The organism is Acinetobacter sp. Colony158 (assembly GCF_019264745.1).
GTDB classification, from domain to species: Bacteria; Pseudomonadota; Gammaproteobacteria; order Pseudomonadales; family Moraxellaceae; genus Acinetobacter; species Acinetobacter ursingii.
In genome coordinates, this window is the sequence record NZ_CP078523.1 from 901,289 (window position 1) to 925,869 (window position 24,581).

Here is a 24,581-nt window from a genome sequence, read left to right on the forward strand (position 1 = left end):
TTTTCCATCTATGGCTGTTCAAATGGTTGCCATTGGTGAAGAATCTGGTGCACTAGATGCCATGCTCGACAAAGTTGCCACGCATTATGAAAATGAAGTCGACAATGCTGTAGACGGACTAACCTCCATGATGGAACCTTTGATCATGGCAATTCTCGGCGTACTAGTCGGCGGTCTGGTCATCGCCATGTATCTTCCAATTTTCCAGATGGGTTCAGTGGTTTAATGTCCGAAATTCTTAATTATTTTATCCAAACCCCAACTGCGCTTTATCTTGCAGTTGGGATTTTTAGCTTGTGCATTGGTAGTTTTTTAAATGTTGTGATTTATCGCACGCCAAAAATGATGGAACGGGACTGGCACACTGAGTGCCAGATGTTGTTACATCCTGATCAAGCGATCATTGATCAAGATAAACTGACATTAAGTTCACCACCTTCAACCTGCCCCAAATGCCATAGCCGTATTCGTTGGTATCAAAATATTCCATTGCTCAGTTGGGTATTTTTAAAAGGTAGATGTAGCCATTGTCAAAATCCGATTAGCATCCGTTATCCTTTGGTTGAACTGCTCACGATGCTATGTTCACTGATGATCGTAGCTGTCTTTGGGCCTAGCCTTCAAATGCTGTTTGGTCTGGTTTTAACTTGGGTGCTTATTGCACTGACATTTATTGATTTTGATACTCAACTGTTACCCGATCGTTTTACTCTACCGCTAGCAGCATTAGGTCTAGGGATTAATAGCTATAGTCTTTATGTCTCACCAACCGCCTCGATTTGGGGCTATCTGATTGGTTTTTTATGTCTGTGGATTGTCTATTATTTATTCAAAATAATTACTGGTAAAGAAGGGATGGGCTATGGCGATTTTAAGTTACTTGCTGCTCTCGGCGCATGGATGGGGCCTCTGATGCTTCCACTGATTGTGCTACTTTCTTCACTGGTCGGTGCGATTATTGGAATTATTTTACTCAAAATCCGTAAAGAAAATCAGCCATTTGCCTTCGGTCCTTATATCGCTATTGCTGGATGGATTGCCTTTTTATGGGGTGAGCAAATTATGAAAGTTTATCTGGGAGGCTAATAATGAGTTTCATACTTGGTTTGACAGGTGGCATTGGTAGTGGCAAGTCCGCTGCCAGTCAATGGTTTGAAACTCAAGGGATTACTGTGGTGGATGCCGATGTGGTCGCCAGAGAAGTGGTTGAAATTGGGCAACCCGTGCTAAAGAAAATTCATGACAGCTTTGGTGATTGGGTACTCAGTCCTGATGGTAGTCTAAATCGCCGAGCGTTAAGAGAGCATATTTTTCAGAATCCATCTGCACGCCATCAATTAGAACAGATGACTCACCCTACTATTCGCCAATCTATTATTCAGCAATTACAGAATGCGACCAGCCCTTATGTGATCTTGGTTTCACCATTATTGTTTGAAACAGATCAACATCAACTTGCTGATCGTACTTTGCTGATTGATGCCAGTGAAGCTATTCAGATCGAGCGAGCGAGCCAACGTGATGGTCAAGATTCAGAACAGATTAAAAAAATTATTGCAGCACAAATGCCGCGTGAGCAAAAGCGCAAGATCGCAGATGATATCGTGATCAATGATGGGCATCTAGATCATCTATATCAACAGCTTGCAAAGCTACATCAGAACTATTTAGAACGTTCCTGATCCTTTTGGTGTTGCAGTTGTACCGTCAATGTATCTTTAAAACGCCAACGCCACGGTTGTAAAGCACCGATTCCCATCCCCAAAAGACCACATACAATCGCAGGGCTTAAAGGTTCACCCAATAATGGCACAGCAATCACTGCGGCAATAAAAGGTGCGAGTGTGACGATGCTGCCTGTTTTAAATGCACCTAAACGCTCAATCGCCGCGACATAGGTAATGGTGGCAACAATCACCACAAAAACCCCATGGAATAAACCTTGAATCGCTAAATGTAATGGCTCAACCTCATGATAATGTTTAGGAAGAAATAGTAGGTAGATTGGTAAATAAATAATAGCTGACCAAATCGCGACACTCGCCATCGAATGCCATGCAGAAAGCTTCCACTGTTTCAATAAAACCGTAAAAATACCCCACCAGATTGCACTCATCACAAATAAAATATCGCCTAGACCAAAATGAGACTGTTGATCCCGTGACATCAAATAGCTCATCAGTGCAATTGCAGCTAACATAATCCCGACACTCCACCATGTGTGCCGATCAAAAGGTTGTTTGAATAGTAAATAAGCTGCAAGCGCAGTACACAAAGGAATGCAACCATTTAAAAAGATTGCTGCATGTGCCGCAGGGGCATAAAGAAAGGCACTATAAGCCGTAAGGCAATAACCGACGCCACCGATTAAAGCCAAAATCACTGACTCTTTTGTCCATAAAAAAGCCAAATCTTTTTTATAAATTAAAATCGGCATTAAAATTACAAATGCAATGGCAAAACGCAGTGCGGTAATGTCCCATGCACTGATATGCCATTGTGCATTTAAACGGGAGAAAATAGTAAAACCGCCCCAGATGCACATTGTAATGGCAATAAAAACATAGCCTTGGGCTCGCGGAGACATAGCGTTCTTCTTTAAAACATCAGATCAGCTTAAAATGATTTTATGCAGGATGACGTTGGCGACTGGCTTCATAGAGTGCCATACCTGTTGCTACACTCACATTTAAACTTTGCAGGTTGCCGCTCATTGGAATATAAACGGTTTGATCACATTGTGACTGAGTAATAGGACGCAGTCCTGTATCTTCTGCACCCATCACAATCACCACACCACCTGTTAAATCACACTTCTGGATCGGTAGAGCTTTTTCATCCAGCATAGTCCCAATGACGCGCAGGAAAAACTGTTCTTTGACATGCGCTAATGTCCGGGCCAGATTGGTCACCTGAATAAATTTGACCTTTTCTGCACCACCTGCCGCAACTTTTCGGGCAGTTGGCGTTAAACCAGCGGAGCGATCACGCGGAACCAGGACCGCTTGTACACCCATTGCCGCGGCAGTACGAATACAGGCACCCAGATTATGTGGATCTGTGACTTGATCTAATGCTAAAAGTAATGCATCAGGCGTAGCTTCCAAGAGTTGATCCAGATCTTTTTCATTTAAGGTGGGATGTGGACGGACGGCTGCCACCACGCCTTGATGAAACGGCATGCCTGCCAATTTTTCTAAACTGTCACGACTGGCTTTTTGCACACTAATCCCAAAAGGTTCAGCCAGCTCCAGAATCTTCTGTAAGCGTTGGTCATCCCGCCCTTTTAAGGTAAATAACGTCAAAACACGCTCAGGCTCAAGCTCAAGCAATGACTCAACCGAATGTACGCCATAATAATATTCTGGTTTTGCCATGCCTGACCTCTATCTCAACTTTATTTAACTCAAAATAAAAATCCCGTAAAGCCAACTTCACAGGATTTCTTGATTTACTCATCTATGCGGCTAGTTTAACCGATTTTCAGGCAAACAGGTTAACCTTCTAAATGGCAAACGTAATCGAGCACATCATCTGTCTCAATTTTAAATAAGCTATTGCCAGGGACATAAAATGACTGCCCTGCACGAAATAATTCGCTTTCTGTACTGTCGGCAATTTTGACACGGCATTCACCCGAAATAATTTCCATACGTTCAGGCACATGAGTTTCAAAAGTTAAGGCCTGTTCACTTGGTAAAATTACGCCAAGTGTCTTTTTTGTTCCATCTTCAAATTGAACCGTATGGCTAATGCACAAACCGCCAAAATAAACATTTGATTTTTTTACTACCGTTACATGATCAAACTGAGCTGAACTCATGCGTAACTCTCCAATTTCGCCGCATTTGTATTAGGGGTGATGACTGACGTAGTTTAATTCTGGGCAAATAACTAATCAATCTCTTTTATCTAGAGTCTGCTATCCAAGCAAATTTTATACCTGTCTCATTTTTTTATTTATTCTATATCCATACATGAAGTCAGTTGCTTATTGTGTTCTGTTCATCATTCAATAGACTTCTTTCATGCTTGTTTAAACCCTTTTTATTTTTGCATCATATAGAGAGAAAAATAAAGAATTTATGCAAGCGGTCTAATAAAACTGACATCTAAATTTGTTTTGATTATTTTACTTTGAAAACAAGACATTCTCATGACAATTTTGTCATATATGAACTGAATTTACACGGCATTTCTATTCAGTCTAAATCTTGCTACACTGCATCAAGCATAAGATTTACTGATGGCTTTTATTCAGTTCATAGCTTGTGGCAACGATAAAACTTCTCTATCTTAAACAAAAAAGACTGACGCTCTGGACGCGTGTATGCTGACTCATTTAACTCTGATTAACTTTGCACTTGCTGATCATCTTGTACTCGATATTGAACAGGGATTTAATGTCTTAACAGGTGAAACTGGTGCGGGTAAATCCTTGCTACTCGACGCACTGTCTGCCTGCTTAGGTGAACGTACAGACACCAACTATGTGCGTTATGGCGCGGAAAAAGCCGATATTACGGCAAGCTTTAGCTATCAACCACAAAGTCCAGAATCACAATGGCTCAAAGAACATGAGATGGATGAGGATACGGGTGAAATTCATTTACGCCGTGTCATTTTTGCCACAGGTCGTAGTAAAGCATGGATTAATGGTCGCCCAAGCAGCTTATCGGAACTCAAAGAAATTGGTCGTTTGCTGGTACAGTTGTATAGCCAACATAGTCAGCAACAGTTGCTTGAACCACCCTACCCTAAGCACTGGTTAGATCGTTATCGTAATTTTTATAAGCCTGCACAAGAGGTCAAAGAGGCTTATCAAACGTGGCAAGCCACAATTCGCCAACATCAATCAGCACTAGATGCTCAGGCAACTCGTCAGCAGCGCATTCAAACACTGCAACTACAATTAGAAGAAATTGAAGAGATTGTTCAAACGGATTATCAAGAAATTGAACAGGAGTTCGATCGACTGAGTCATCATGAACATATTATGCAGGACTGTGCTTATAGTTTAAATGCGCTAGATGAAGCTGAACCGAGTATTAATCAGGAACTGGCGTCTATTTTGAGACGCATTGAAACGCATTCGGGTCGTAGCGAGCAGCTTTCTGAGATTTATAATTCGATCGTCAATGCACAAAGTGAGTTGGACGATGCAACCGCCAATCTACGTCAATTTATGGATCGTCAAAGTTTTGATCCCGAACGAATGGAAGAATTAAATACAACTTTGGAAGTGTTTCATCGTCTGGCTCGTAAATATCGTCTTCAACCTGAAGAACTCAAACAAGAATATGAACACTGGCAACTTGAGCTAGAAAAGTTACATCAGCTTGAAGATCCAGAAACGCTGGCCGAACAAGTCGAAATTGCACATCAGGGCTTTTTAGAAAAAGCTCAATATCTGGATCAAATTCGCCGCGATGCTGCGATTCCATTGGCCAAACAACTGACGGAACAAGTTAAACCACTGGCGCTGCCTGAAGCGCATTTTGAGTTTAAGTTTGAACCTTTAGAACAACCGAATGCTGAAGGTCTAAGTTTTATTCAGCTTTTATTTACTGCGAATAAGGGGATGCCTCCACAGCCTTTGGCTCGCGTTGCTTCGGGTGGTGAATTATCGCGTATCGCGCTGGTCATGCAGGTGATGAACGCTGAAAAAACCGAAGCAGAAACGCTGGTGTTTGATGAAATTGATGTCGGGATCAGTGGTGGTACAGCTGAAGTCGTGGGTCGCTTACTGGCTGATTTAGCGCAGCACGTGCAACTGCTGTGTATTACCCATCAGCCTCAGGTTGCGGCGCAGTCTGATCAACATTTACTGGTCAAAAAACAGCAGACTGATCCGGCCAGCAGTACCATTATTGAGCTTGATGAACCTCAACGGGTGCTTGAGCTTGCCCGAATGTCAGGCGGGGTTGAAATTAATGAGACGACCCTGCAACATGCCAAACAATTACGCCAGCTCAAATTCCAACACAGTTAAATCCTTTCAAAGCCAGCCTCCTGTCTTGATCGCCAATTATTTTTCTGCAATAAATCACTGAAAAATGATTGGCGAAATCCATTTACTCTTGTATGTTGATAAGAACATCCTATATCAATACAAAAGCGACCACGTTTTAAGGAGAACCGCTTAGGTGACCAAACAATATTTGACACACCGTTGTCTGATTGCTCCTCCAGAAATGGCCGATGATTTTTTTGCGAATACCGTAATTTATTTAGCACGTCACGATGAAGAAGGCGCACAGGGTTTAATTATCAATCGTCCGTCTGGGATTCAGGTCAAAGAATTACTCAATGATCTGGATATTGATGCTGACCATGTGCAACCTCATGAAGTACTACAGGGCGGGCCATTACGCCCAGAAGCTGGATTTGTGTTACATACTGGACAGCCAACGTGGCATTCCTCAATTGCGGTCGGTGAAAACCTGTGTATTACGACCAGTAAAGATATTTTAGATGCGATTGCACATAACGAAGGTGTCGGTCGTTACCAGATCGCACTGGGCTATGCCAGCTGGAGTAAAAACCAGCTCGAAGATGAAATTTCACGGGGAGACTGGCTCGTGTGTGATTCCGATATGGATTTGATCTTTAATTTGCCTTATGACGCACGTTGGGACGCTGCCTATAAAAAGCTAGGCGTTGACCGCACATGGCTTTCTTCCGAGATTGGTCATGCCTGAAATGCCAAGCATGCAAATGATTATGGCCTTTGACTTTGGCACGCAAAAGATGGGGATGGCTGTAGGTCAATCTACGATCGAAAGTGCCAATCCATTAGCCTTATTTCCCATGAAAGATGGAATTCCTGACTGGAATCAATTGCTCAAGATTGTCAAAGAATGGCAGCCGAACCTATTTCTGGTCGGCTTACCATTAAATATGGATGATTCTGAATCCGAACTTTCGACTCGAGCGCGTAAATTTGCACGGCGCTTACGTCATCAAACCAATATTGAGACTTGGATGGTGGATGAACGTCTAACCACACGTGAAGCACGTGATGAATTAGATGCTTATCATGATCAGGGACGTGGTAAGCGTCTTTCAGCAGATAGCTTAGCCGCAGCTCTTTTGATTCAGAGTTGGTATCATCATCCTCAAGGGATTCAACCCTAAAAAAATGGCTGATCAACATCAGCCATTTTTCAAGTCAACGATATTTTTATGTAGACTTTAATTTTCGATCCGCACTGTTGCTGTACGACCCGCTACAAATGCCAACGCATTTTTCGGTGTTTCATCTAACACGATCTTAACCGGTACACGCTGCGCTAAACGTACCCAAGTAAAAGTCGGATTCACATTGGCGAGTAAAGTTGAACTACTTGAACGTTCGCGGTCTTCAATCCCGCTGGCAATCCCTTGTACATGCCCACGGATTTTTTGTGAATCACCCATCAATTGAATCGTGGCTTTATCTCCCACATGAATGTGATTGAGTTTGGTTTCCTCAAAGTAGCCCACCACATAAAGCTGCTCACGATCGACCAGTGCCGCAACTGCATCACCAATTTTGACATAATTGCCTACACGCAAGCTGAAGTTGGACAATGTACCATCCGCAGGCGCAACCACCTCTGAACGTTTTAAATTCAGCAATGCCAGATTGAGCGCACTTTGAGACACTTCGATTAGCGCATGTTGCTGTTTAATGGTCGCCTGTGCCTGTTCAATCGAGGCGGTCATTTGCGCATCTTCAGCTTTGGATTGATCACGTGTCGCATACATTTGATCTTGTTCCTGCTTGGAAATCGCACCATCCATCAGGTTTGAATAACGTTCTGCATTTTTTTCAGCTAACTGCGTATTGGCACGAGATTTTTCCAGATTGGCTTTGGCTGCAATCGCATTGGCTTCTGCTTGAGCCAGCCCCGCTTTGGCTTTGGCCAGATCAGAACGTGCCTGTTCGACATCGAGTTGCTGACGTGCGATATCAATTCGAAATAAGGGCTGTCCTTTTTTGACGGTCTGGTTATCTTGTACCAACACCTCGGTCACCAAACCCGACACATCAGACGAAACCTGAATCACATCGCCACGAACTCGTCCATCACGTGTCCACGGTGCGGAGTTATAGTAATTCCACAAATGAACAATCACAAAAATCGCGAGTATTGCGATCACCAGTGTGACCAACGGACGGACAATTTTCCGTGCATCAAAAGAATTCATGTTGCTTACCTTAAATTTCGCCTTAAACTTTCGTTAAAACTGATGTGAATCACGTCATAGAGCGTACGTTGATTTTAGATACGGTTGAGATATTAGGTCTGAATCGCCAAAAATATCCAGTGTACGAGCATCAACATCAACACATATAGACTTAAATTAAAAATGCCTGGAAATCCAATCCATCCCGCAGCAATCCATCGATTGCTCACCAAAGTCACGAGCTTGAAGAATAAATAGGCCAAAATCGCCTGAATCAGCAATGTCGGCACATAAACGCCATACAGATTGAACTCACCCATGTACAGCTCCATCTAACGCTTGATGGTCTTCGTCATTTTTTTGTACATGGAAAATGCTACTACGAATATTATTCATACTCATTTGAATCCGATGTTTCACTTCAATATCTGGTTCATTGAGCACCAGTGTTTCAATATAGTCCATTTGCGCCAATACTTTATCTTTTAAAACCGTATTCAACGCAATATGCTTTTCCTGATCACGAAAACTGGCTTCCAAAAACTGTTGTAAATGCTTTAATGCCTGTTTTAGCTCGGGCAAAGTTTTACTATTTTGGCTTAACTCGGCAATCCGGCTGAGATTAACCACCGCACTGGTTTCAATCAGTGCCAGATTCATGGCATGCTTTAACTCATCAGACTGAACCAGCTTGGTATTTAACACCCCGATCCGATCCAGCATACTGCGTAAATGAATGCGAAACGCTGAACCATAGGGAATATACAACGCTTCCTTTAAGGCGCGATAATGTAAACTCAAAATACGACGAGCACTGGTTTCAGGCGACATAGCACGAATAAAATAAATCGCCAAAATAGAAATAATCGGCCCAACCACGCCCGCCATTGCGGTATCCATCAAGATAACCGCATCCATCGCATAGCGGTTTTGCAAATTCAAACTCATAATAAAGTTAATCAGCATCGGCAATGCCAACATCATCAACATCGGTGTAGGAAACATGCTGGCCAGATAAATCACCAACGGAGCCAAGACCACCGCTAACTGCCAAAATGCGTGAACTTGCGGCATGATGGTAAACGCATAAATGATGGTCAGGATTGCCGCGTAAACCGAACCACGAATAAACGTCTTTAATGCTGGAATCGGATTATCCATTGTAGACAAAATACAGGCACTGACCGCAGTTAATTGCGCCATCATATACCCCGCATGCCACCCCGTATAAATCCAGAGTAAAAAAGACGTTGCTGTTGCAACGGCAGCAGCAATCGAACTACGCACTGCAATACCATGATCACGATGCAGACTCGGATATTGTGTGGTAATGGTGGCAATCGTATCTGGAATACGTTTTTCACCTTTATTGATCAGTTGCCAAAGTAACTTCACCGCCATCACATTTTGAATAAAATGACGGATATCCATTTTTAAGGCATCCAGCATAATTTCTTGTTGTGGCTGACTAAGTACCAATAAATGTTCAAAATCGGATTCAAACTCTGGCGGCAATTGATTCAATTCAGATTCGTGGATATCAGTCTGGGCACGTAAAAAACTGACCACATCATGATGCAGTTGCTCTAAGCCTAAACGATAATGTTGATCAATTTGATCCAATTGAAAAATACGTTCTGACATTGAAACCAAGTTGGCAACCACCATAGTCAGTTGATGCAATAACTCCTGTATCGGCTTGGTCATACCATGCAATTCGCCACTTTCATAGGCCAAATGCACCGCAAGGCCATGAATATCGGTCGTATCGCGGGCAATATGCCCCAAAAGTTGAGTATAACTCTGGCTGTGCTGTTGATCGGTTAAAATACTGGCAAAGACATCACGCGTATCATCCAGCGTTTTTTGAACACGTTGCTGAAGTTGTGCACCCAAGTGTGCAGGGAAAATGGTCGCAGAAACGATCGCACTACAGATCACCGCAATAGAAATTTCCAGTACCCGACTTAAGGCCATATCAAACACACTATGGCTATCAATATTATAAATTGAGCTACAGGCAATCATGACCGTGGTATAACCCGCCAACATAAACACATAACTTCGCGGGGTACGATCCAGCAAGGAAATATATAAACATACGCCTACCCATATCGACAAAATACAGGTAAACAGAATGGGCATATCAATTAGACGCGGAGTAAAGAAAATCGCCAGAATACCACCCAGAATCGTTCCAGTCAGACGATACAAGGCTTTGGATGAGACCATACCTGCATAAGGCTGGGCAATGATAATCACCGTACCTGCTGCCCACATGGGATAAGTTAAATCCAGTACAAATGCGGTATACAAAGCAAGCATCATCGCGATAAAGGTTTTGACCGCAAAAATCAAATCCATGCGCGATGGTCTAAACGCCAGTATCTGTTTAAATAACATGAATTGATCTCAAAACCAGTATTCCCTAGTGAGTGCTTGATCTATACGCATAATCCATCGATGTCATGCTTTTTTTCAATCGCACAACAGCCACAATCTGCTGTAAACGTTGGTTTACACTCAGTTCAGAAAGATCATTTTATAATCAGATTATCGCTCAACAAGCGCTTAGAACTACGGCTTTTACCTGTTGTTGTAAAAGGCAGTCAAAACATTGGTTAAGGATGAACCACAGATGGATGAAAAAATTTCACAGCGTGCATTTGACTTGATGAAAACTTCTTCATTGGATATTTTATTTGGATAATTTTGGCAAAAAAACAAAAAATAGTCAACAAAATATCTTATTATGATAATTAATTGTATTTTAAGCTTGGTTCAGCGTTGTTTTTTGATGAGATCAATTAATTAGCGTCGACTAATTTAGACTGCAAGGTGTGTCGCAATTTGTTATAACAGATAATTCCGCACGTGTTTCTGATGGTTCTTTAGCAAAGTAGGTAATCATGGCGCTTTCAAGCTTTGGCAAAATTTTAACGGTTCTGGATTTATTTTCGGTATCACGGCCTGTGATTAATGTCGATCATATTTGCGATGAGCTAGGTCTGTCCAAACCGACCAGCTATCGTTATTTAAAAGAACTGGTTTCTGCCGATATTCTACAGCGCATCAGCGGTACATCAGGTGATTACACCCTCGGTTCAAAAATTGCAGTCTTGGACTATATCTCGCGCACCACTGATCCACTGGTGCAAATCAGCAGTCCATTTATGAAGGATATCGCAGAACGTACCGAATTATGTTGTTTGTTAACCCATTTAAATCGTGATTATTGTATTGATTTGCATCATGAAGTATTTCGCAATACAGACCTGCTGTCCTATGGGCGTGGTTGTCCACGACCGGTATATATGGGTTCGTCACCTAAAGTGATTATTGCTCAGCTCCCAAAACGTCAAATTCAGGATTATTATCAACGTTTTGCAACACAACTGGCTGAGGTTGGGTTTGCGCAGGATGAAGACAGTTTTCTGGCTCGTATGAAAAAAATAAAAAAACAAGGGTTTTATTTATCTCACGGCGAACTTGATCCTAATGTTTCAGGTTTATCTGTGCCGATTAAACTGTCCACCAATAAAGAGTCGCCTTTGGCACTCACCATTGTGGCCTCAAAAAATCGTTTTGAATTTATTCATATCGAGAAATTGATTGAAATTTTAAAAAGTAATGCTGCTCAAATTGAACATAAGTTTCTGACGCTTTCACAAAATGAACGAAACCCAGTCAATAGCTTGATTTAACACGATATGAAAATTTCATTTATTTTTCATAGCAGCGATGTTTGAAATTTCGATCAAATTCTCATATAATGAAATTGTTCTTCATTAAAGCTTAATTTTCCATGAAATTAAGTTGTTTTCATCCGAAGACACTCCTCCTCAGAGTAAAAAGCTCATGTTGATTTCATGGGCTTTTTTCTTGTTACATAACACCCTCTTGAACATCTTATTTTTGCTTTTTAGACTGAAGCTAATGTAGATTGACTCTAAGCCATACAACAATAAACACCACATGAATTTCTGGCATCTATTTCAACAACTACACCCTTTTGTACGACCTTATCGACTATTGGTCATCGCCACGCTCATTTTAACGTTGATTGGCGCACTCACGGCTCAGGTCAATGCGCTCACTCTGCAATATGCAGTTGATCGGATTAATGCACTGGTCGAAGCAGGAAAAGGACTCAATGAAGGCTGGATGATTTTAGCCACGATTTCAGCGATCTTACTGGGGAAAGAAATCCTCAATGCCTTAGTTCAATTTGGACAAAAATATTACGGTGAAAAACTACGTATTTATGTTTCACAGGATTTGGCTCAAGGCATTATTGAGAAGTTTCTGACGTATCGCCTGACTTTTTTTAATCAGGAAAAAAATCAGGCGGGTAAATTACAAACCCGTATCGATCGGGGCATTGGTTCACTAACGCGTCTGGTACAAATTTTCTTTATTGATATTTTACCGCTATTTACCAGTGCGATTATTGCTTTAGGACTAATGTTCTACGCCAATTTCTGGATTGGCCTAGTCGCTTTAATGATTGTCCCGATTTATTTCTGGTTGACCTTTAAGCAGGCACAAAAACTGGGGGGATGGCGACGTCGTTTACGTGATGGTCGTGAAAAAAAGAGTCAGGGCATTTTAGGCATTATCCAGTCAATTACCGTGATTAAATCGTTTAATCGTGAAGAAATAGAAGCCGAAAAACAACTTAAGCTACAGCGTGATCTAACTGACAATCAAATGCATACTCGTCAGACCAGTTTTATATTTGATGGCGTCAAAACTTTTCTTGAACAGATTGGTATTGTGCTGATTATTATCCTGACTTCTTATTTTGTTTTGGCAGGACAAATGAGTATTGGGATGATCATGTACCATATTTTATTGTTCAATAATGTTTCTGCCCCGATTCGTTCGCTACATCGAATTTATGATGAAGTGAATGATGCCATGATTTATTCAGAAAGTTTCTTTCAAATTTTAAATGCCGATGATGAAATTGAAGATAGCGGTCATCTCAAGCCGATCATTCACGGACAATTTGAACTTAAACAGGTCAATTTTAGTTATGAAAATGGACATCAGGCATTAAAAAACATCAATATGCTGATACAGCCAAATAAAATTACGGCGTTAGTCGGACTATCAGGGGCGGGAAAATCTACGTTGATTAGTTTACTCGATAAATTTTATCAACCTGAATCAGGCGAAATTCTATTGGATGGAGTCAATCTCAATCAAATCGATACGCACTATTTACGTGATCATATTGGTTTAGTACTGCAAAAAAATCATATTTTTCAGGGTTCCATTCTGGACAATATCCGCTATGGCAAAATGGATGCCAGTCTGGATGAAGTGATTGTTGCGGCAAAAAAAGCCTCTATTCATGAACAAATCAGTCATTTGGCACAAGGTTATGATACGGATGCACTGATGCTTTCAGGTGGACAACAACAACGTATCGCACTGGCACGAATGTTTCTAAAAGATCCGCCGATTATTTTTCTGGATGAACCCACGGCGAGTTTAGATGCGATTGCCACCGAGCAAATCAAACATAGCTTAGATCAAATTAAACAAGGTCGTACCGTGATTATGATTTCCCATAGCTTGTCGCAAATTATCGATGCCGATTATATCTATGTGATGCAGGATGGTGAAATTGTGGAATATGGTGAACACGAACAGTTGTATTTACAGATGGGGGCGTATAAAGACATCTTTGATGCGATGGCAAAAAGTTTAAATATCGACAAAATTGCCAAAACACTAGAAGATGAAGAAACCCATAGTTAAAACGTCTCGTACAATGATTTAAAGCAAAAACTGTCTAAAAGTTAAATTGATACGGGGTTGCAAAATTTTTTGTGACTTCATAATCGCATGCTGCCAGTGCTGTTGAGTCACCCCCCGCATGACAATGAGCTGACCCGATTGCAGCAACATTTCAATTTTTTCTTTGGTACTGATATGCCGAAAACAAAATTTTCGAGTGGCGCCTAAACTCAAAGAGGCGATCGTGGTTTGCTCGGCCAAAGACATATCACCGTCACTATGCCACGCCATTCCTTGTGTCCCTTCTTCGTATAAATTAGCCAGACAGGAATTAAACTGCTCGCCAAGCAATTGCTCAATACTCTGCTTGAGTAAAAATAACTGCTCATCCCACGGCAAGGAATCACGCATGACCCCTGAATAAGCATAGCGATAATGTGCATCGCCATACCATGCGACTTTACGCGGGGTAATAAAATGTTTTCCATAAAGTTTGGCTTCATCATGCCGCCATGGCAAATGTTCAAGCAAATAATGAAAATAAAATTCAGCCTGTTCAGGGTTGAGGAACAGACCATAATCCTGTACCTCGCCCTCATAAGGCAGCACATTGGTCTGTGGATCAGGAGCAAATAAGTCCAGCGTCATACCGCTTGCTCCTGTTTTGCCATTTCCCACGACAACAGTGCCAGTTTACGTGCCTGAGTCCAATGATATTCACCAATCACACCTGTAGATCGAACCACACGATGGCATGGGATTAAATACGCGATTGGATTTTGCGCGACGGCACTGGCCACTGCACGAACCGCTTTGGGATGACCAATTTGCTCGGCAATCTGTTGATAACTGCTCAACTGGCCTTCTGGAATCGTTAACAGTGCTTCCCAGACTTTGAGCTGAAAAGGCGTCCCCTGCAAACGTAGTGGAATTTTTTGCTGCAAATTAGACTTAAAATCATGCTGGAACCATGCACTAACCTGCTGATGAAGTTCAGTGGATTGCTGTTGAAACTCAGCCAATGCAAAGTGCTGCTGTAATTCATCAAGTGCTATCAAATCAGTCAATGCATCTGATAAAAACTGAATTGAACAAATGGCTTTATTTGTACTTGCAATGAAAATCTCACCAAACGGCGTTGCTTCTATCGAATAAATAATGCGTAGAGATTGCCCTTGTTGTTTATATTCTCCGGGTGTCATCCCTTCAATATGTACAAATAAATCATGCAAACGTCCAGTACCTGACAGCCCAGTTTCCAGTGCAGTCTCCAAAATACTATGGCGCTGTTGCAACAAGGCTTTGGCGCGTTGCAGACTCAAGTATTGCACAAATTTTTTTGGGCTAATGCCAACCCATTCCTGAAACTGGCGCTGCGCATAACTCGGGCTTAAACCCACCCTTGCGGCCATTTGTTCCAGACTAGGTTGGTCATCAAAATGATGGTAGGCATATTCAATCATGCTTGCCATCACAGTAAACTGGCTGGAGGATACGTTTTTCATCATCAACACTCCTGTATTCAGTTTTACTGTAAATCAAAGCATCGACCCTGACGACCCGATTCTTGCACGACATTAGATGTTTCGTTAAAAAAGCCTTTCATCAGAAAGGCTTTAAATGCTTAAGGCTGTTTCAGATACGGCCAAGCTGCTTTTAAATAAATAAACATCGACCATAAGGTTAAAATCACCGCTGTATATAACAATGCATAAGCCAGTAATTCAAGCGGCTGCCAATTCAGTAAAAATACACTAATCGCAATCATTTGAAAGGCAGTTTTATATTTACCTACGGTTGAAACCGCAACGTTGGTTCTTGCCCCTAATTCAGCCATCCACTCACGCAAAGCAGACACGGTAATTTCACGGGAAATGATCACAATCGCAGCAAAGGCCATTGCAATAGTCGGTTGCCATTGCACCAGTACAATCAGGGCTGCTGCCACCATCAATTTATCTGCAACGGGATCTAAAAAACGTCCAAAAGCAGAGCTTTGATTGAGTGCACGAGCCAGATAACCATCAAACCAGTCGGTAATTGCAGCGAGCACAAAGATTGCAGTCAAAATAAGATGCCTAAAAAAGCTCCCCTCATGTTCATTGATCCCAATCGCAGGGGGCCAATAAGCAATCAATAAAAAAACTGGAATCAATGCGATACGTGCAAGTGTTAAAATGTTCGGGATATTCAGGATGCGTCCTGTTGTCATAGACATCGCCAGTTTAGTCCCCTCATTGCCGCCACAAGGCGATGCAACATTTCAGATAAGGCAAAATATTTTCTACGCCCAACTTTATACGAAATACCCAACAGTGTCGACTAGGCAAATACAGTAACCGTCTGACGGCAAATCGCCAGTAATTGATCTTGTTCATTCCAGACATAAGCCTGTTCTGTCGCATATCCATGCTCAGCATATTCAGTTACTACTTTATATTTAAACCAGTCGTGTAATTGCTCTTTTAAAGAATGAATAAACGTGATGTGCCAAGTCAGTGAACTTGCTGGTGCAAGTGTCTTAAACATACTCAAAACACCGGGTGGCCAGATATCAGTCAGTGTGACAAAATCTGGCAGTGTCATTTTACGATTGGCTTGCTCTTCAGGTGAAAACCTTGCCCATCCACCAAAATCTGGACTTGGACTTCCCATCATTGGAAATTTCCCTTCGGCCCAGCGTAGGTCAAAATGTTGATAACACTCAGGCATCATTTTAGCAAAAGGTAAAGGCGCTAACTGATCCGCGAGTGGATAAGCAGGGATCATAGGTTCCTGACGTACATGAATACTCGACTCACGATCTGTACCAAAACTTGCGATCAAAATACTTTGCACTGCATTTTCCTGCCATAAGCGTACTTCAAGCGTGGTCACTGACTTGCCCTGACGCAAAATTTCAGCGGTTATACGTGCTTTCCCCGCTTGTACTGGCCCGACAAAAGTAATACTACAGCTCAGTAAACGCTTGCTTTCATCCCCAATGGTGCACAATGCTTTATGCATCAAAACGCCTGCGGCCAGACCGCCAAAAATCGTGCGACCCTGTAACCAACCCTCTGGTAAATCAATCCATTCCTGTTGTTCAATTTCACGAAATAGCCGTGTAAGTGACATATTATTTTTCCAGTTTATTGATCTTTCACATAGTGTGATGCTTTTTTATAGATGTAAATGATCATTGACGCATAAGTCATTGAGCATTTTGGTCACTCTTAAACAGGATCGTTATTGCTAAAAATAATCGAAAATTATTCATGCAAAATTTTATAAATGGTTCGCGCCATTGCTGGACCAAGCCCCGGAACCAAAGTCAGCTCTTTTTCCGAGGCTTTGAGTACGCCCTGGATTCCACCGAAGTGTGTCAATAAATCACGGCGACGTTTGGGTCCAAGCCCAGGAATCGCTTCTAATACTGAACCTGCACGGCGTTTATCACGTTTAGCGCGATGTTTGGTAATCGCAAAACGATGTGCTTCGTCCCGCACCTGTTGAATGAGATGAAGGGCTTTATGATCTTCAGGTAATTGAATTTTGGTGCCATCAGTAAAATGTAAAGTTTCTAGTCCGGGTTTACGCCCTTCTCCTTTAGATACGCCCACCATAAAGGCATCCAGTTGTAAATCCTGCATCACCTGCATCGCCATATGCAGTTGTCCTTTACCCCCATCAATCAAGAGTAAATCTGGCAATAAATGCTTTTTATATCGGCGTGTTAAGGCTTGGCGCATGGCAGCGTAATCATCGCCACCCGTAATATCCTGAATCGCAAACTGACGATAATCACGCTTACGCGCTCCACCCTGATCAAAGACCACGCAAGATGCAATCGGGGCTTCACCCATGGTATGGCTGATGTCAAAGCATTCAATCCGGTCAATCTGTCGTCCCACCACTTGTTCTAATTGGTGAAAACGCTCATTCAGTTCCAGATGATTACTGAGTTGCCCTTTAATGGCATGCTGCACATTCATCTGCGCCAATTCTAACCACTCGGCACGAGTTTCACGTACCTTATGTTTAATCTGTACTTTCTTCTCAAATTCGGTATGGAGCGCCTGTTCCAACTCTTTAGTATCAGGCAATGCGACATTAATGATTAACTCACTCGGAACTTCATCGGCGACCTGAAAATAAAAATTCGCCATAAAGTCACTCAGCATTTGTCCCAGATCATCACTGAGCATATCTGGAAAGTAACTTTTACCCCCTAACATGCGGCCATTACGAACATGCATGATCTGCACACAGGTCACCCCTGCCTGATGCGCAATCGCCAAAATATCGGCCTCACCTTTCATTTTAAATACCGCTTGCTGTGCCTGAACTTCACGTAACAAGGCTAGACGATCACGGTAAAAAACTGCTTTTTCAAACTCCAATTGTTCCGCCGCCTGCTCCATTTTGGCGATTAATTCCTGATTGAGTTCTCGAGTATCGCCCTGTAGAAAACGGATGGAGTTATCCACATCTTCCTTATAATCCTGTGGAGAAATCAAGCCCACACAAGGTGCGGTACAGCGTTTGATTTGATATTGCAGGCAGGGGCGTTTACGTTGTGAAAAAAAGCTATTTTCACACTGACGCACATTAAATAGTTTTTGCAGCACCAATAAAGTATCCCGAGCATTATAGGCACTCGGATACGGTCCAAAAAATTTGCCGACTTGATGCTTGCCTTTACCTCGTCCACTGGCAATCCGTGGATAAGGTTTATCTGCCGAGACAAAAATGTAAACATAGGATTTATCATCGCGCAGCATAATATTGTACGGCGGCCGATGCAGCTTGATCAGGTTTTGTTCGAGTAGTAAGGCTTCAGTTTCTGAACGGGTGACCAGTGTTTCAATATTATAGATACGCGCCACCAAGGCCTGAGTTTTCGGATGCTCAATAGTTTTGATGAAATAACTCGACACCCGATTTTTTAAATTCTTGGCTTTGCCTACATACAAGAGTTCACCCTCTTTACCCAGCATTTTATAAACGCCGGGTAATTGGGTCATGTGAGCAAGAATTTTTTCAATATGTGGGCGCGCGGTTGAATTCACTATGTCTTGGCTTTCCTATGGCTACATCAGTGTATGTTGTGCTCAAACATTCTCTTTTCAAGCATTTATATGATTGTTTGCTGTTAGAGCAACATTTTCACCAAGAAAAAGAGACTCACGGTTTAATGATGAGAACGATCCAACGTTAAGGCTTCGATAAATTTCTGTTTATTTTTTGGTGAAATCAATACAGATTTGGTTTTCCCATCTTTTTGATAATCAATCTTGATTCGATCCAGTGATAAAGCTGGTGCAGATACTGGATTATTGGTTGGCGTCATGCTCCGGATTTCACTTCGTGAAATGATCCATTTGAAAAACATACTATGAATAATCACATGATCCTGAGTCACGATATAACGAGTATTTACCACAGGCCACCACATAATGAGTATCACCAAGGCATATACAATGCCATGTTCAGGATATTCTTGCAGAGTTCCGCGAAGCTGCATGCTCCAAAGCATTTGCAATAAAATTCCTGTTGCGGCAATGATAAAACCCAAAATCCACCAGTCTTTTTTTGAACGAAAGGTCTGCATGCGAAACTCCCCAATAAATAACAAATCAATCTTTAAAATTTTATGCGATATATAAATCTGGGCTTATCTTCTCATGAACCTCGTGTAAGGGCAAAGCGTTGCAAATGATTGATCCTCTACGATCAAAAATTTGTGATGTATCAAGAGACTTCTTTCATAAGCTTCTTTTATTTCTCCGTATGGGAGAAAAATAAAGAGGATTTAAACAATTATGAAAGAAGTCTAATAAATAGATCAATAAAAAACGCCCTTAAGGACGCTTATCTCACAGTATCTTTTGAAAGAACTCAATGATCTGCGGCATATAAGGACGAATAAAAATCAGGAAGAAAATGCCAAGCATCAAAAACCATTTCAGGAAATAGTATAATTTTCGGTTTTTCGCTTTTAAGGCTTTGGCTTTTAAACGAATTTGATAGACATAACCAAAGGCTTTGTTTAAGCCTCCCGTCTGGTCGCCTGTTTCATTCGGCGAGCTTGCAGCCGTCATGACATTTTTACCAAACCAGTGATTAAACTTTTCCATTAAACGAGTTTTCAGCGGACGTTCAACATCGGCAAAGAAAATAATACGGTTTTCATCGGTTCCGTTTTCGGCATAGTGAATATAGGTTTCATCAAACACCACACTTTCACCGTCACGCCATGAATAAATTTGTCCATCAACATCAATAAAGCAACGATCATCATTCGGCGTGATCAAACCCAAATGATAGCGTAATGAACCTGCATACGGGTCACGATGCCGCACCAAACGACTATGTGGCGCAAGTTCAGTAAACATGGCCGCTTTAATCGTGGGTAAAGTTTTTAATAAAGCCGTTGTTTTCGGACATAACTCAGCTGCCGAAGGATGCGCAGAGTCATACCATTTTAAATAAAAGCGTTTCCAGCCTGTCTTAAAAAATGAATTGAACCCCAAGTCATTATAAGTACTTGATGCCTTGATTCCACCCTGTGCATATAAGGCTTTTGCCTCATCACGGATCATTTCCCAGTTTTCATCCAGCACTTTCAAATCTTTAAAATGCTGCGTATCGATATAAGGTTGATTCGGCACTTTTGAAAAGATGTACATCAAAAAATTAATCGGTGCCAATATCGTAGAATGATCAAAAAATTGACGATAAAACGAATGTCGTACTTTTCCGCGATTTTGGATATATAAAGCTGAAATCACAAAAATCGCTAATATGATCCATTTAATCATATCGCTACTCTTTCAAAGGATAGAAAACTCAGAGCAATCATACTCACAAGATCGGCCACTGATCAGTGGCTAACGGCAAGAGATTTTAACAAAAGCAATGACAAAAAAGCTATTTTTTGTCAATTTAACCTAGCTTGTCCCAGAAACTAGCAATTAAATAATTCACTTGATTGACCTTTTTGACAGAATGGTTACAAAAATAGGGCTACTTTTTTGACACTGAATCTATTATAAAAATACAGGTTTGATTAAAAAAACTTGAATTGAAACAGGAAGTTCATTATCTCAAGCTATGCTTATGGAACGTTATTTACAAAAACGCGCAATAACAGGTAACAAAAATAGATGACCCTTGCGTCACGGCTTGATACAACTTGTTATGCTGTTTTTGGATATAGTTATCGTAAGATTAGCGGAGCATAATTGTGTGCAGAAAATGCATACACGCTTCATCACATCAACGTAGAAGTCCTCCAAAATAAAGGAGATCAGGCATGATCCACGCTGGCAATGCCATTACCGTCCAAATGCTTTCGGACGGAATTGCAGAATTCCGCTTTGACTTACAAGGTGAGTCAGTCAACAAATTTAACCGTGCAACCATTGAAGATTTTCAGGCGGCAATTGCTGCGGTTAAAGCCAATGCTGAAATCAAAGGCTTAATCGTCACTTCTGCAAAATCAACATTTATCGTTGGTGCAGATATTACTGAGTTTGGACAAAATTTTGCGCAAGGTGAACAAGCCATTGTTGAATGGTCATTGCCTGTACATGAAATTTTTAGCAGTTTTGAAGATTTAAACATCCCTAAAGTCGCTGCCATTAATGGTATGGCATTGGGCGGTGGTTTTGAAATGTGTCTGGTCTGTGACTATCGCGTGATGTCAGAACAAGCGCAAGTCGGTTTACCAGAAATCAAGCTCGGTATTTTCCCTGGCTTTGGCGGTACAGTACGTTTAAGCCGCGTGATTGGTATCGACAATGCGGTTGAATGGATGGCGATGGCTGCTCCGAAAAAGCCTGCTGCTGCACTCAAAGATGGCGCGGTAGATGCTGTGGTTGCGGCTGACAAGCTACAAGAAGCGGCAATTGACTTGGTAAAACAAGCTCTTGCGGGTCGTTTAGACTGGAAAGCAAAACGTCAGGAAAAACTTGATCCAATCAAGTTAAATCCACTTGAACAAATGATGGCCTTTAATACGGCGAAGGGCGCAGTTTTGGCGAAAGCGAATCCTGCACAATACCCTGCCCCTAAACTGATGCTTGATTCCTTACAAGCAGGCGCAAGCTTAGGTCGTGATGATGCACTAAAAGCAGAAGCGCAAGGTTTTGCAAAAGCGGCGATCACCCCACAAGCTGAAGCACTAATCGGTCTATTCTTAAATGATCAGATCGTGAAAAAAGCCTCTAAACAACATGAGAAAGGTGCACACCCAGTCAATCAGGCTGCGGTTCTTGGCGCTGGGATCATGGGCGGCGGTATTGCCTATCAAGCGGCAAGCAAAGGCACACCGATTATCATGAAAGATATTGGTAATGCTCAACTTGCACTCGGTATGAAAGAGGCCAATGGCTTACTCACCAAACAAGTAGAACGCAAAAAGCTTACTCCTGCAAAAATGGGTGAAACTTTAGCGCGTATCCGCCCAACTTTAAGCTATGACGAGTTTAAAGAAGTCGATATCGTGATCGAAGCGGTAACTGAAAATCCAAAAGTCAAAGAAGCAGTTTTGGCGGACACAGAGTCTAAAGTCCGTGAAAACACGATTATTGCATCGAATACCTCAACCATTTCAATCACACGTTTAGCCAAAGCGCTTAAACGTCCTGAAAACTTTGTGGGTATGCACTTCTTTAACCCAGTTCACATGATGCCATTGGTTGAAGTGATTCGTGGTGAACAAACCTCTGAAGAAGCAGTTGCTACTACTGTAGTGCTGGCTCAGAAAATGGGTAAAACACCAATCGTTGTAAACGACTGCCCAGGTTTCTTAGTGAACCGTGTGTTGTTCCCTTACTTTGGTGCATTTGATCTCTTACTTAAAGATGGTGCTGATTTCCAGCAAATCGATAAAGTCATGGAAAAATTCGGTTGGCCAATGGGTCCTGCATACTTGATCGACGTGGTGGGTATCGATACGGGTGTTCATGGCGCAGAAGTGATGGCTGAAGGTTTCCCAGACCGTATGAAGCCAGACTACAAAGGTTCGATCGAAGCGATGTACGAAGCAAAACGCCTAGGTCAAAAGAATGACGTTGGTTTCTACAAATACGTGTTAGATAAGAAAGGCAAGAAAGCGAAAACTGTTGATCCAACAGCTTACGAAATCATTGCACCTTTCATTACTGGTGAAAAACGCGAGTTTGATAACCAAGAAATCATTGACCGTATGATGCTGACTTTCTGTAACGAAACCGTTCGTTGCTTAGAAGACAATATCGTTGCCACTGCTTCTGAAGCAGATATGGCGATGATCATGGGTGTAGGTTTCCCTCCATTCCGTGGCGGCCCATGCCGTTATATCGATCAGACTGGTGTTGCTGAATACGTTGCGCTTTGCGACAAATATGCACACTTAGGTAAGGCTTATGAAGCGCCACAAATGTTGCGTGACATGGCTGCTAACAACAAAAAATTCTACGGTTAAGGAGCGACGTGAATGGCTACTTTAAATCCACGTGACGTTGTGATTGTTGATGGCGTTCGTTCTGCCATGGGCAAATCGCGTAACGGTATGTTCCGCAATGTACGTGCCGACAGTTTATCTGCTGAATTAGTACGTGCACTGGTTGCTCGTAACCAGTTTGATACCAATGAAGTTGAAGATGTCATCTGGGGCTGTGTCAACCAGACTTTAGAGCAAGGCATGAACATTGCTCGTAACATCGGTTTATTGGCTGATATTCCAAAAACTGCTGGCGGTCAAACCGTCAACCGTCTTTGCGGTTCTTCAATGCAGGCCATCCACACGGCTGCTGCACAGATTGCAACCAACCAAGGTGATGTATTCATCATCGGTGGTGTTGAGCACATGGGCCACGTTGGGATGATGCACGGCATCGACCTTAACCCAGAAGCCTCTAAACACTATGCCAAAGCCTCGAACATGATGGGCTTAACAGCTGAAATGTTAGGCCGTATGAATGGCATTAGCCGTGAAGAACAGGACAAATTCGGTGTTGAATCTCACCGCCGTGCCTGGGCTGCAACACAAGAAGGTCGTTTCAAAAATGAAATCGTGGGTGTAGAGGGTCACGATGCCAATGGCTTCAAAATCCTGTGTGACATCGATGAAGTGATTCGTCCAGATGCAAACCTTGAAGCATTCCAAGCATTGAAACCGGTGTTTGATCCTAAAGGTGGTTCAGTGACTGCGGCGACTTCTTCTGCACTTTCTGACGGTGCTTCTGCCATGTTGCTCATGTCTGCTGAACGTGCTCAAGCACTTGGTTTAAAACCACGTGCTGTGATTCGCTCAATGGCAATTGCAGGTTGTGATGCTGCAATCATGGGTTATGGTCCAGTTCCAGCCACTCAAAAAGCATTGAAACGTGCTGGTTTAAGCATGGCTGACATTCAAACCATCGAGTTAAACGAAGCATTTGCTGCTCAAGGTTTATCAGTGATGAAAGGCTTAGGTGTATATGACAAACAAGACATCATCAACTTGAATGGTGGCGCAATTGCACTCGGTCACCCATTGGGTTGTTCTGGTGCGCGTATCACTACAACCTTGTTGAACGTGATGGAACAACAAGATACACAAATTGGTCTTGCGACCATGTGTATCGGTCTTGGTCAAGGTATCGCGACCATTATCGAACGTGTTTAATCGACATTAAGATAAAAAATCCCCG

23 protein-coding genes are annotated in these 24,581 nt (G+C 42.1%); 10 read left to right on the top strand and 13 right to left on the bottom strand.

Going from position 1 to position 24,581, the window contains the following annotated elements:
• The 3 genes from JR005_RS03555 to coaE all read left to right on the top strand — a co-directional run.
• Positions 1–226: type II secretion system F family protein (locus tag JR005_RS03555; protein WP_218665561.1), on the top strand; the 226-nt coding region annotated here is incomplete at its 5' end.
• Positions 226–1,086: a prepilin peptidase gene (locus JR005_RS03560; RefSeq protein ID WP_218665562.1), complete on the top strand. Its 861-nt coding sequence runs from the start codon at positions 226–228 to the stop codon at positions 1,084–1,086. The genes JR005_RS03555 and JR005_RS03560, both read left to right, overlap by 1 nt.
• A gap of 2 nt (positions 1,087–1,088) precedes the next feature.
• A complete protein-coding gene (coaE, locus tag JR005_RS03565) occupies positions 1,089–1,682 on the top strand; it encodes a dephospho-CoA kinase (RefSeq protein ID WP_218665563.1) in 594 nt (197 codons plus the stop codon).
• Here coaE and JR005_RS03570 read toward each other — a convergent pair.
• The 3 genes from JR005_RS03570 to JR005_RS03580 form a co-directional block, all read right to left on the bottom strand.
• The gene (locus tag JR005_RS03570; protein WP_218665564.1) at positions 1,664–2,587 is read right to left on the bottom strand and encodes a DMT family transporter; all 924 of its coding nucleotides are present in this window, start codon (positions 2,585–2,587) and stop codon (positions 1,664–1,666) included. The two genes, coaE and JR005_RS03570, sit on opposite strands and share 19 nt — an antisense overlap.
• 40 nt (positions 2,588–2,627) lie before the next feature.
• Positions 2,628–3,377, bottom strand: coding sequence for a 23S rRNA (guanosine(2251)-2'-O)-methyltransferase RlmB (gene rlmB, locus JR005_RS03575; RefSeq protein WP_218665565.1), 750 nt, complete (start codon positions 3,375–3,377; stop codon positions 2,628–2,630).
• Between the two features lie 119 nt (positions 3,378–3,496).
• Positions 3,497–3,823, bottom strand: a complete 327-nt coding sequence (locus JR005_RS03580; protein WP_004991681.1) for a pyrimidine/purine nucleoside phosphorylase — start codon at positions 3,821–3,823, stop codon at positions 3,497–3,499.
• 507 nt (positions 3,824–4,330) lie between these two features.
• On the opposite strand from JR005_RS03580, the gene recN reads away from it, so the two are divergent.
• From recN to ruvX, 3 genes are all read left to right on the top strand, one after another.
• Positions 4,331–5,992, top strand: a complete 1,662-nt coding sequence (gene recN / locus JR005_RS03585; RefSeq protein ID WP_218665566.1) for a DNA repair protein RecN — start codon at positions 4,331–4,333, stop codon at positions 5,990–5,992.
• A 154-nt stretch (positions 5,993–6,146) separates the two neighbouring features.
• A complete protein-coding gene (locus JR005_RS03590; RefSeq protein ID WP_004991685.1) occupies positions 6,147–6,701 on the top strand; it encodes a YqgE/AlgH family protein in 555 nt (184 codons plus the stop codon).
• A complete protein-coding gene (gene ruvX / locus JR005_RS03595) occupies positions 6,694–7,137 on the top strand; it encodes a Holliday junction resolvase RuvX (RefSeq protein WP_218665567.1) in 444 nt (147 codons plus the stop codon). Before JR005_RS03590 ends, ruvX begins: the two co-directional genes overlap by 8 nt.
• 57 nt (positions 7,138–7,194) lie before the next feature.
• Here the strand turns inward: ruvX and JR005_RS03600 are convergent, their stop codons facing one another.
• The 3 genes from JR005_RS03600 to JR005_RS03610 all read right to left on the bottom strand — a co-directional run bounded on the left by JR005_RS03600 (position 7,195) and on the right by JR005_RS03610 (position 10,575).
• Positions 7,195–8,193, bottom strand: a complete 999-nt coding sequence (locus JR005_RS03600) for an HlyD family secretion protein (protein WP_004991688.1) — start codon at positions 8,191–8,193, stop codon at positions 7,195–7,197.
• Between the two features lie 92 nt (positions 8,194–8,285).
• Positions 8,286–8,492 carry a DUF1656 domain-containing protein gene (locus JR005_RS03605; protein ID WP_004994275.1) on the bottom strand — a complete coding sequence of 69 codons (207 nt, stop codon included), beginning with the start codon at positions 8,490–8,492 and terminating at the stop codon, positions 8,286–8,288.
• Complete coding sequence (locus tag JR005_RS03610; protein ID WP_218665568.1) at positions 8,485–10,575, bottom strand: FUSC family protein; 2,091 nt, start codon at positions 10,573–10,575, stop codon at positions 8,485–8,487. The genes JR005_RS03605 and JR005_RS03610 overlap by 8 nt, the downstream gene beginning before the upstream one ends.
• Before the next feature lie 506 nt (positions 10,576–11,081).
• On the opposite strand from JR005_RS03610, the gene JR005_RS03615 reads away from it, so the two are divergent.
• Positions 11,082–11,876: an IclR family transcriptional regulator gene (locus JR005_RS03615; protein ID WP_004994279.1), complete on the top strand. Its 795-nt coding sequence runs from the start codon at positions 11,082–11,084 to the stop codon at positions 11,874–11,876.
• A 271-nt stretch (positions 11,877–12,147) separates the two neighbouring features.
• Positions 12,148–13,941: an ABC transporter ATP-binding protein gene (locus JR005_RS03620; protein ID WP_218665569.1), complete on the top strand. Its 1,794-nt coding sequence runs from the start codon at positions 12,148–12,150 to the stop codon at positions 13,939–13,941.
• 18 nt (positions 13,942–13,959) lie between these two features.
• Here JR005_RS03620 and JR005_RS03625 read toward each other — a convergent pair whose 3' ends face one another.
• From JR005_RS03625 to lpxO, 7 genes are all read right to left on the bottom strand, one after another.
• A complete protein-coding gene (locus JR005_RS03625; protein ID WP_151722089.1) occupies positions 13,960–14,568 on the bottom strand; it encodes an alpha-ketoglutarate-dependent dioxygenase AlkB family protein in 609 nt (202 codons plus the stop codon).
• Complete coding sequence (locus JR005_RS03630; RefSeq protein ID WP_218665790.1) at positions 14,565–15,425, bottom strand: bifunctional transcriptional activator/DNA repair enzyme AdaA; 861 nt, start codon at positions 15,423–15,425, stop codon at positions 14,565–14,567. Before JR005_RS03630 ends, JR005_RS03625 begins: the two co-directional genes overlap by 4 nt.
• Positions 15,426–15,544: 119 nt before the next feature.
• Positions 15,545–16,132 carry a CDP-diacylglycerol--glycerol-3-phosphate 3-phosphatidyltransferase gene (pgsA, locus tag JR005_RS03635; protein ID WP_010588585.1) on the bottom strand — a complete coding sequence of 196 codons (588 nt, stop codon included), beginning with the start codon at positions 16,130–16,132 and terminating at the stop codon, positions 15,545–15,547.
• Between the two features lie 110 nt (positions 16,133–16,242).
• Positions 16,243–17,037, bottom strand: a complete 795-nt coding sequence (locus tag JR005_RS03640; protein WP_218665570.1) for a thioesterase family protein — start codon at positions 17,035–17,037, stop codon at positions 16,243–16,245.
• 134 nt (positions 17,038–17,171) lie between these two features.
• Entirely contained in the window at positions 17,172–18,971 is a 1,800-nt protein-coding gene (gene uvrC, locus JR005_RS03645; protein ID WP_218665571.1) for an excinuclease ABC subunit UvrC, read from the bottom strand.
• Between the two features lie 122 nt (positions 18,972–19,093).
• Positions 19,094–19,513, bottom strand: a complete 420-nt coding sequence (locus JR005_RS03650) for a PH domain-containing protein (RefSeq protein ID WP_218665572.1) — start codon at positions 19,511–19,513, stop codon at positions 19,094–19,096.
• A 265-nt stretch (positions 19,514–19,778) separates the two neighbouring features.
• On the bottom strand, positions 19,779–20,723 hold the full coding sequence (gene lpxO, locus JR005_RS03655; protein ID WP_004991713.1) for a lipid A hydroxylase LpxO: 945 nt from the start codon (positions 20,721–20,723) through the stop codon (positions 19,779–19,781).
• Positions 20,724–21,217: 494 nt separating this feature from the next.
• On the opposite strand from lpxO, the gene fadB reads away from it, so the two are divergent.
• The gene (gene fadB, locus JR005_RS03660; protein ID WP_218665573.1) at positions 21,218–23,371 is read left to right on the top strand and encodes a fatty acid oxidation complex subunit alpha FadB; all 2,154 of its coding nucleotides are present in this window, start codon (positions 21,218–21,220) and stop codon (positions 23,369–23,371) included.
• A gap of 12 nt (positions 23,372–23,383) precedes the next feature.
• Positions 23,384–24,556, top strand: a complete 1,173-nt coding sequence (fadA, locus tag JR005_RS03665) for an acetyl-CoA C-acyltransferase FadA (RefSeq protein WP_218665574.1) — start codon at positions 23,384–23,386, stop codon at positions 24,554–24,556.
• The last annotated feature ends 25 nt before the right edge of the window (positions 24,557–24,581 follow it).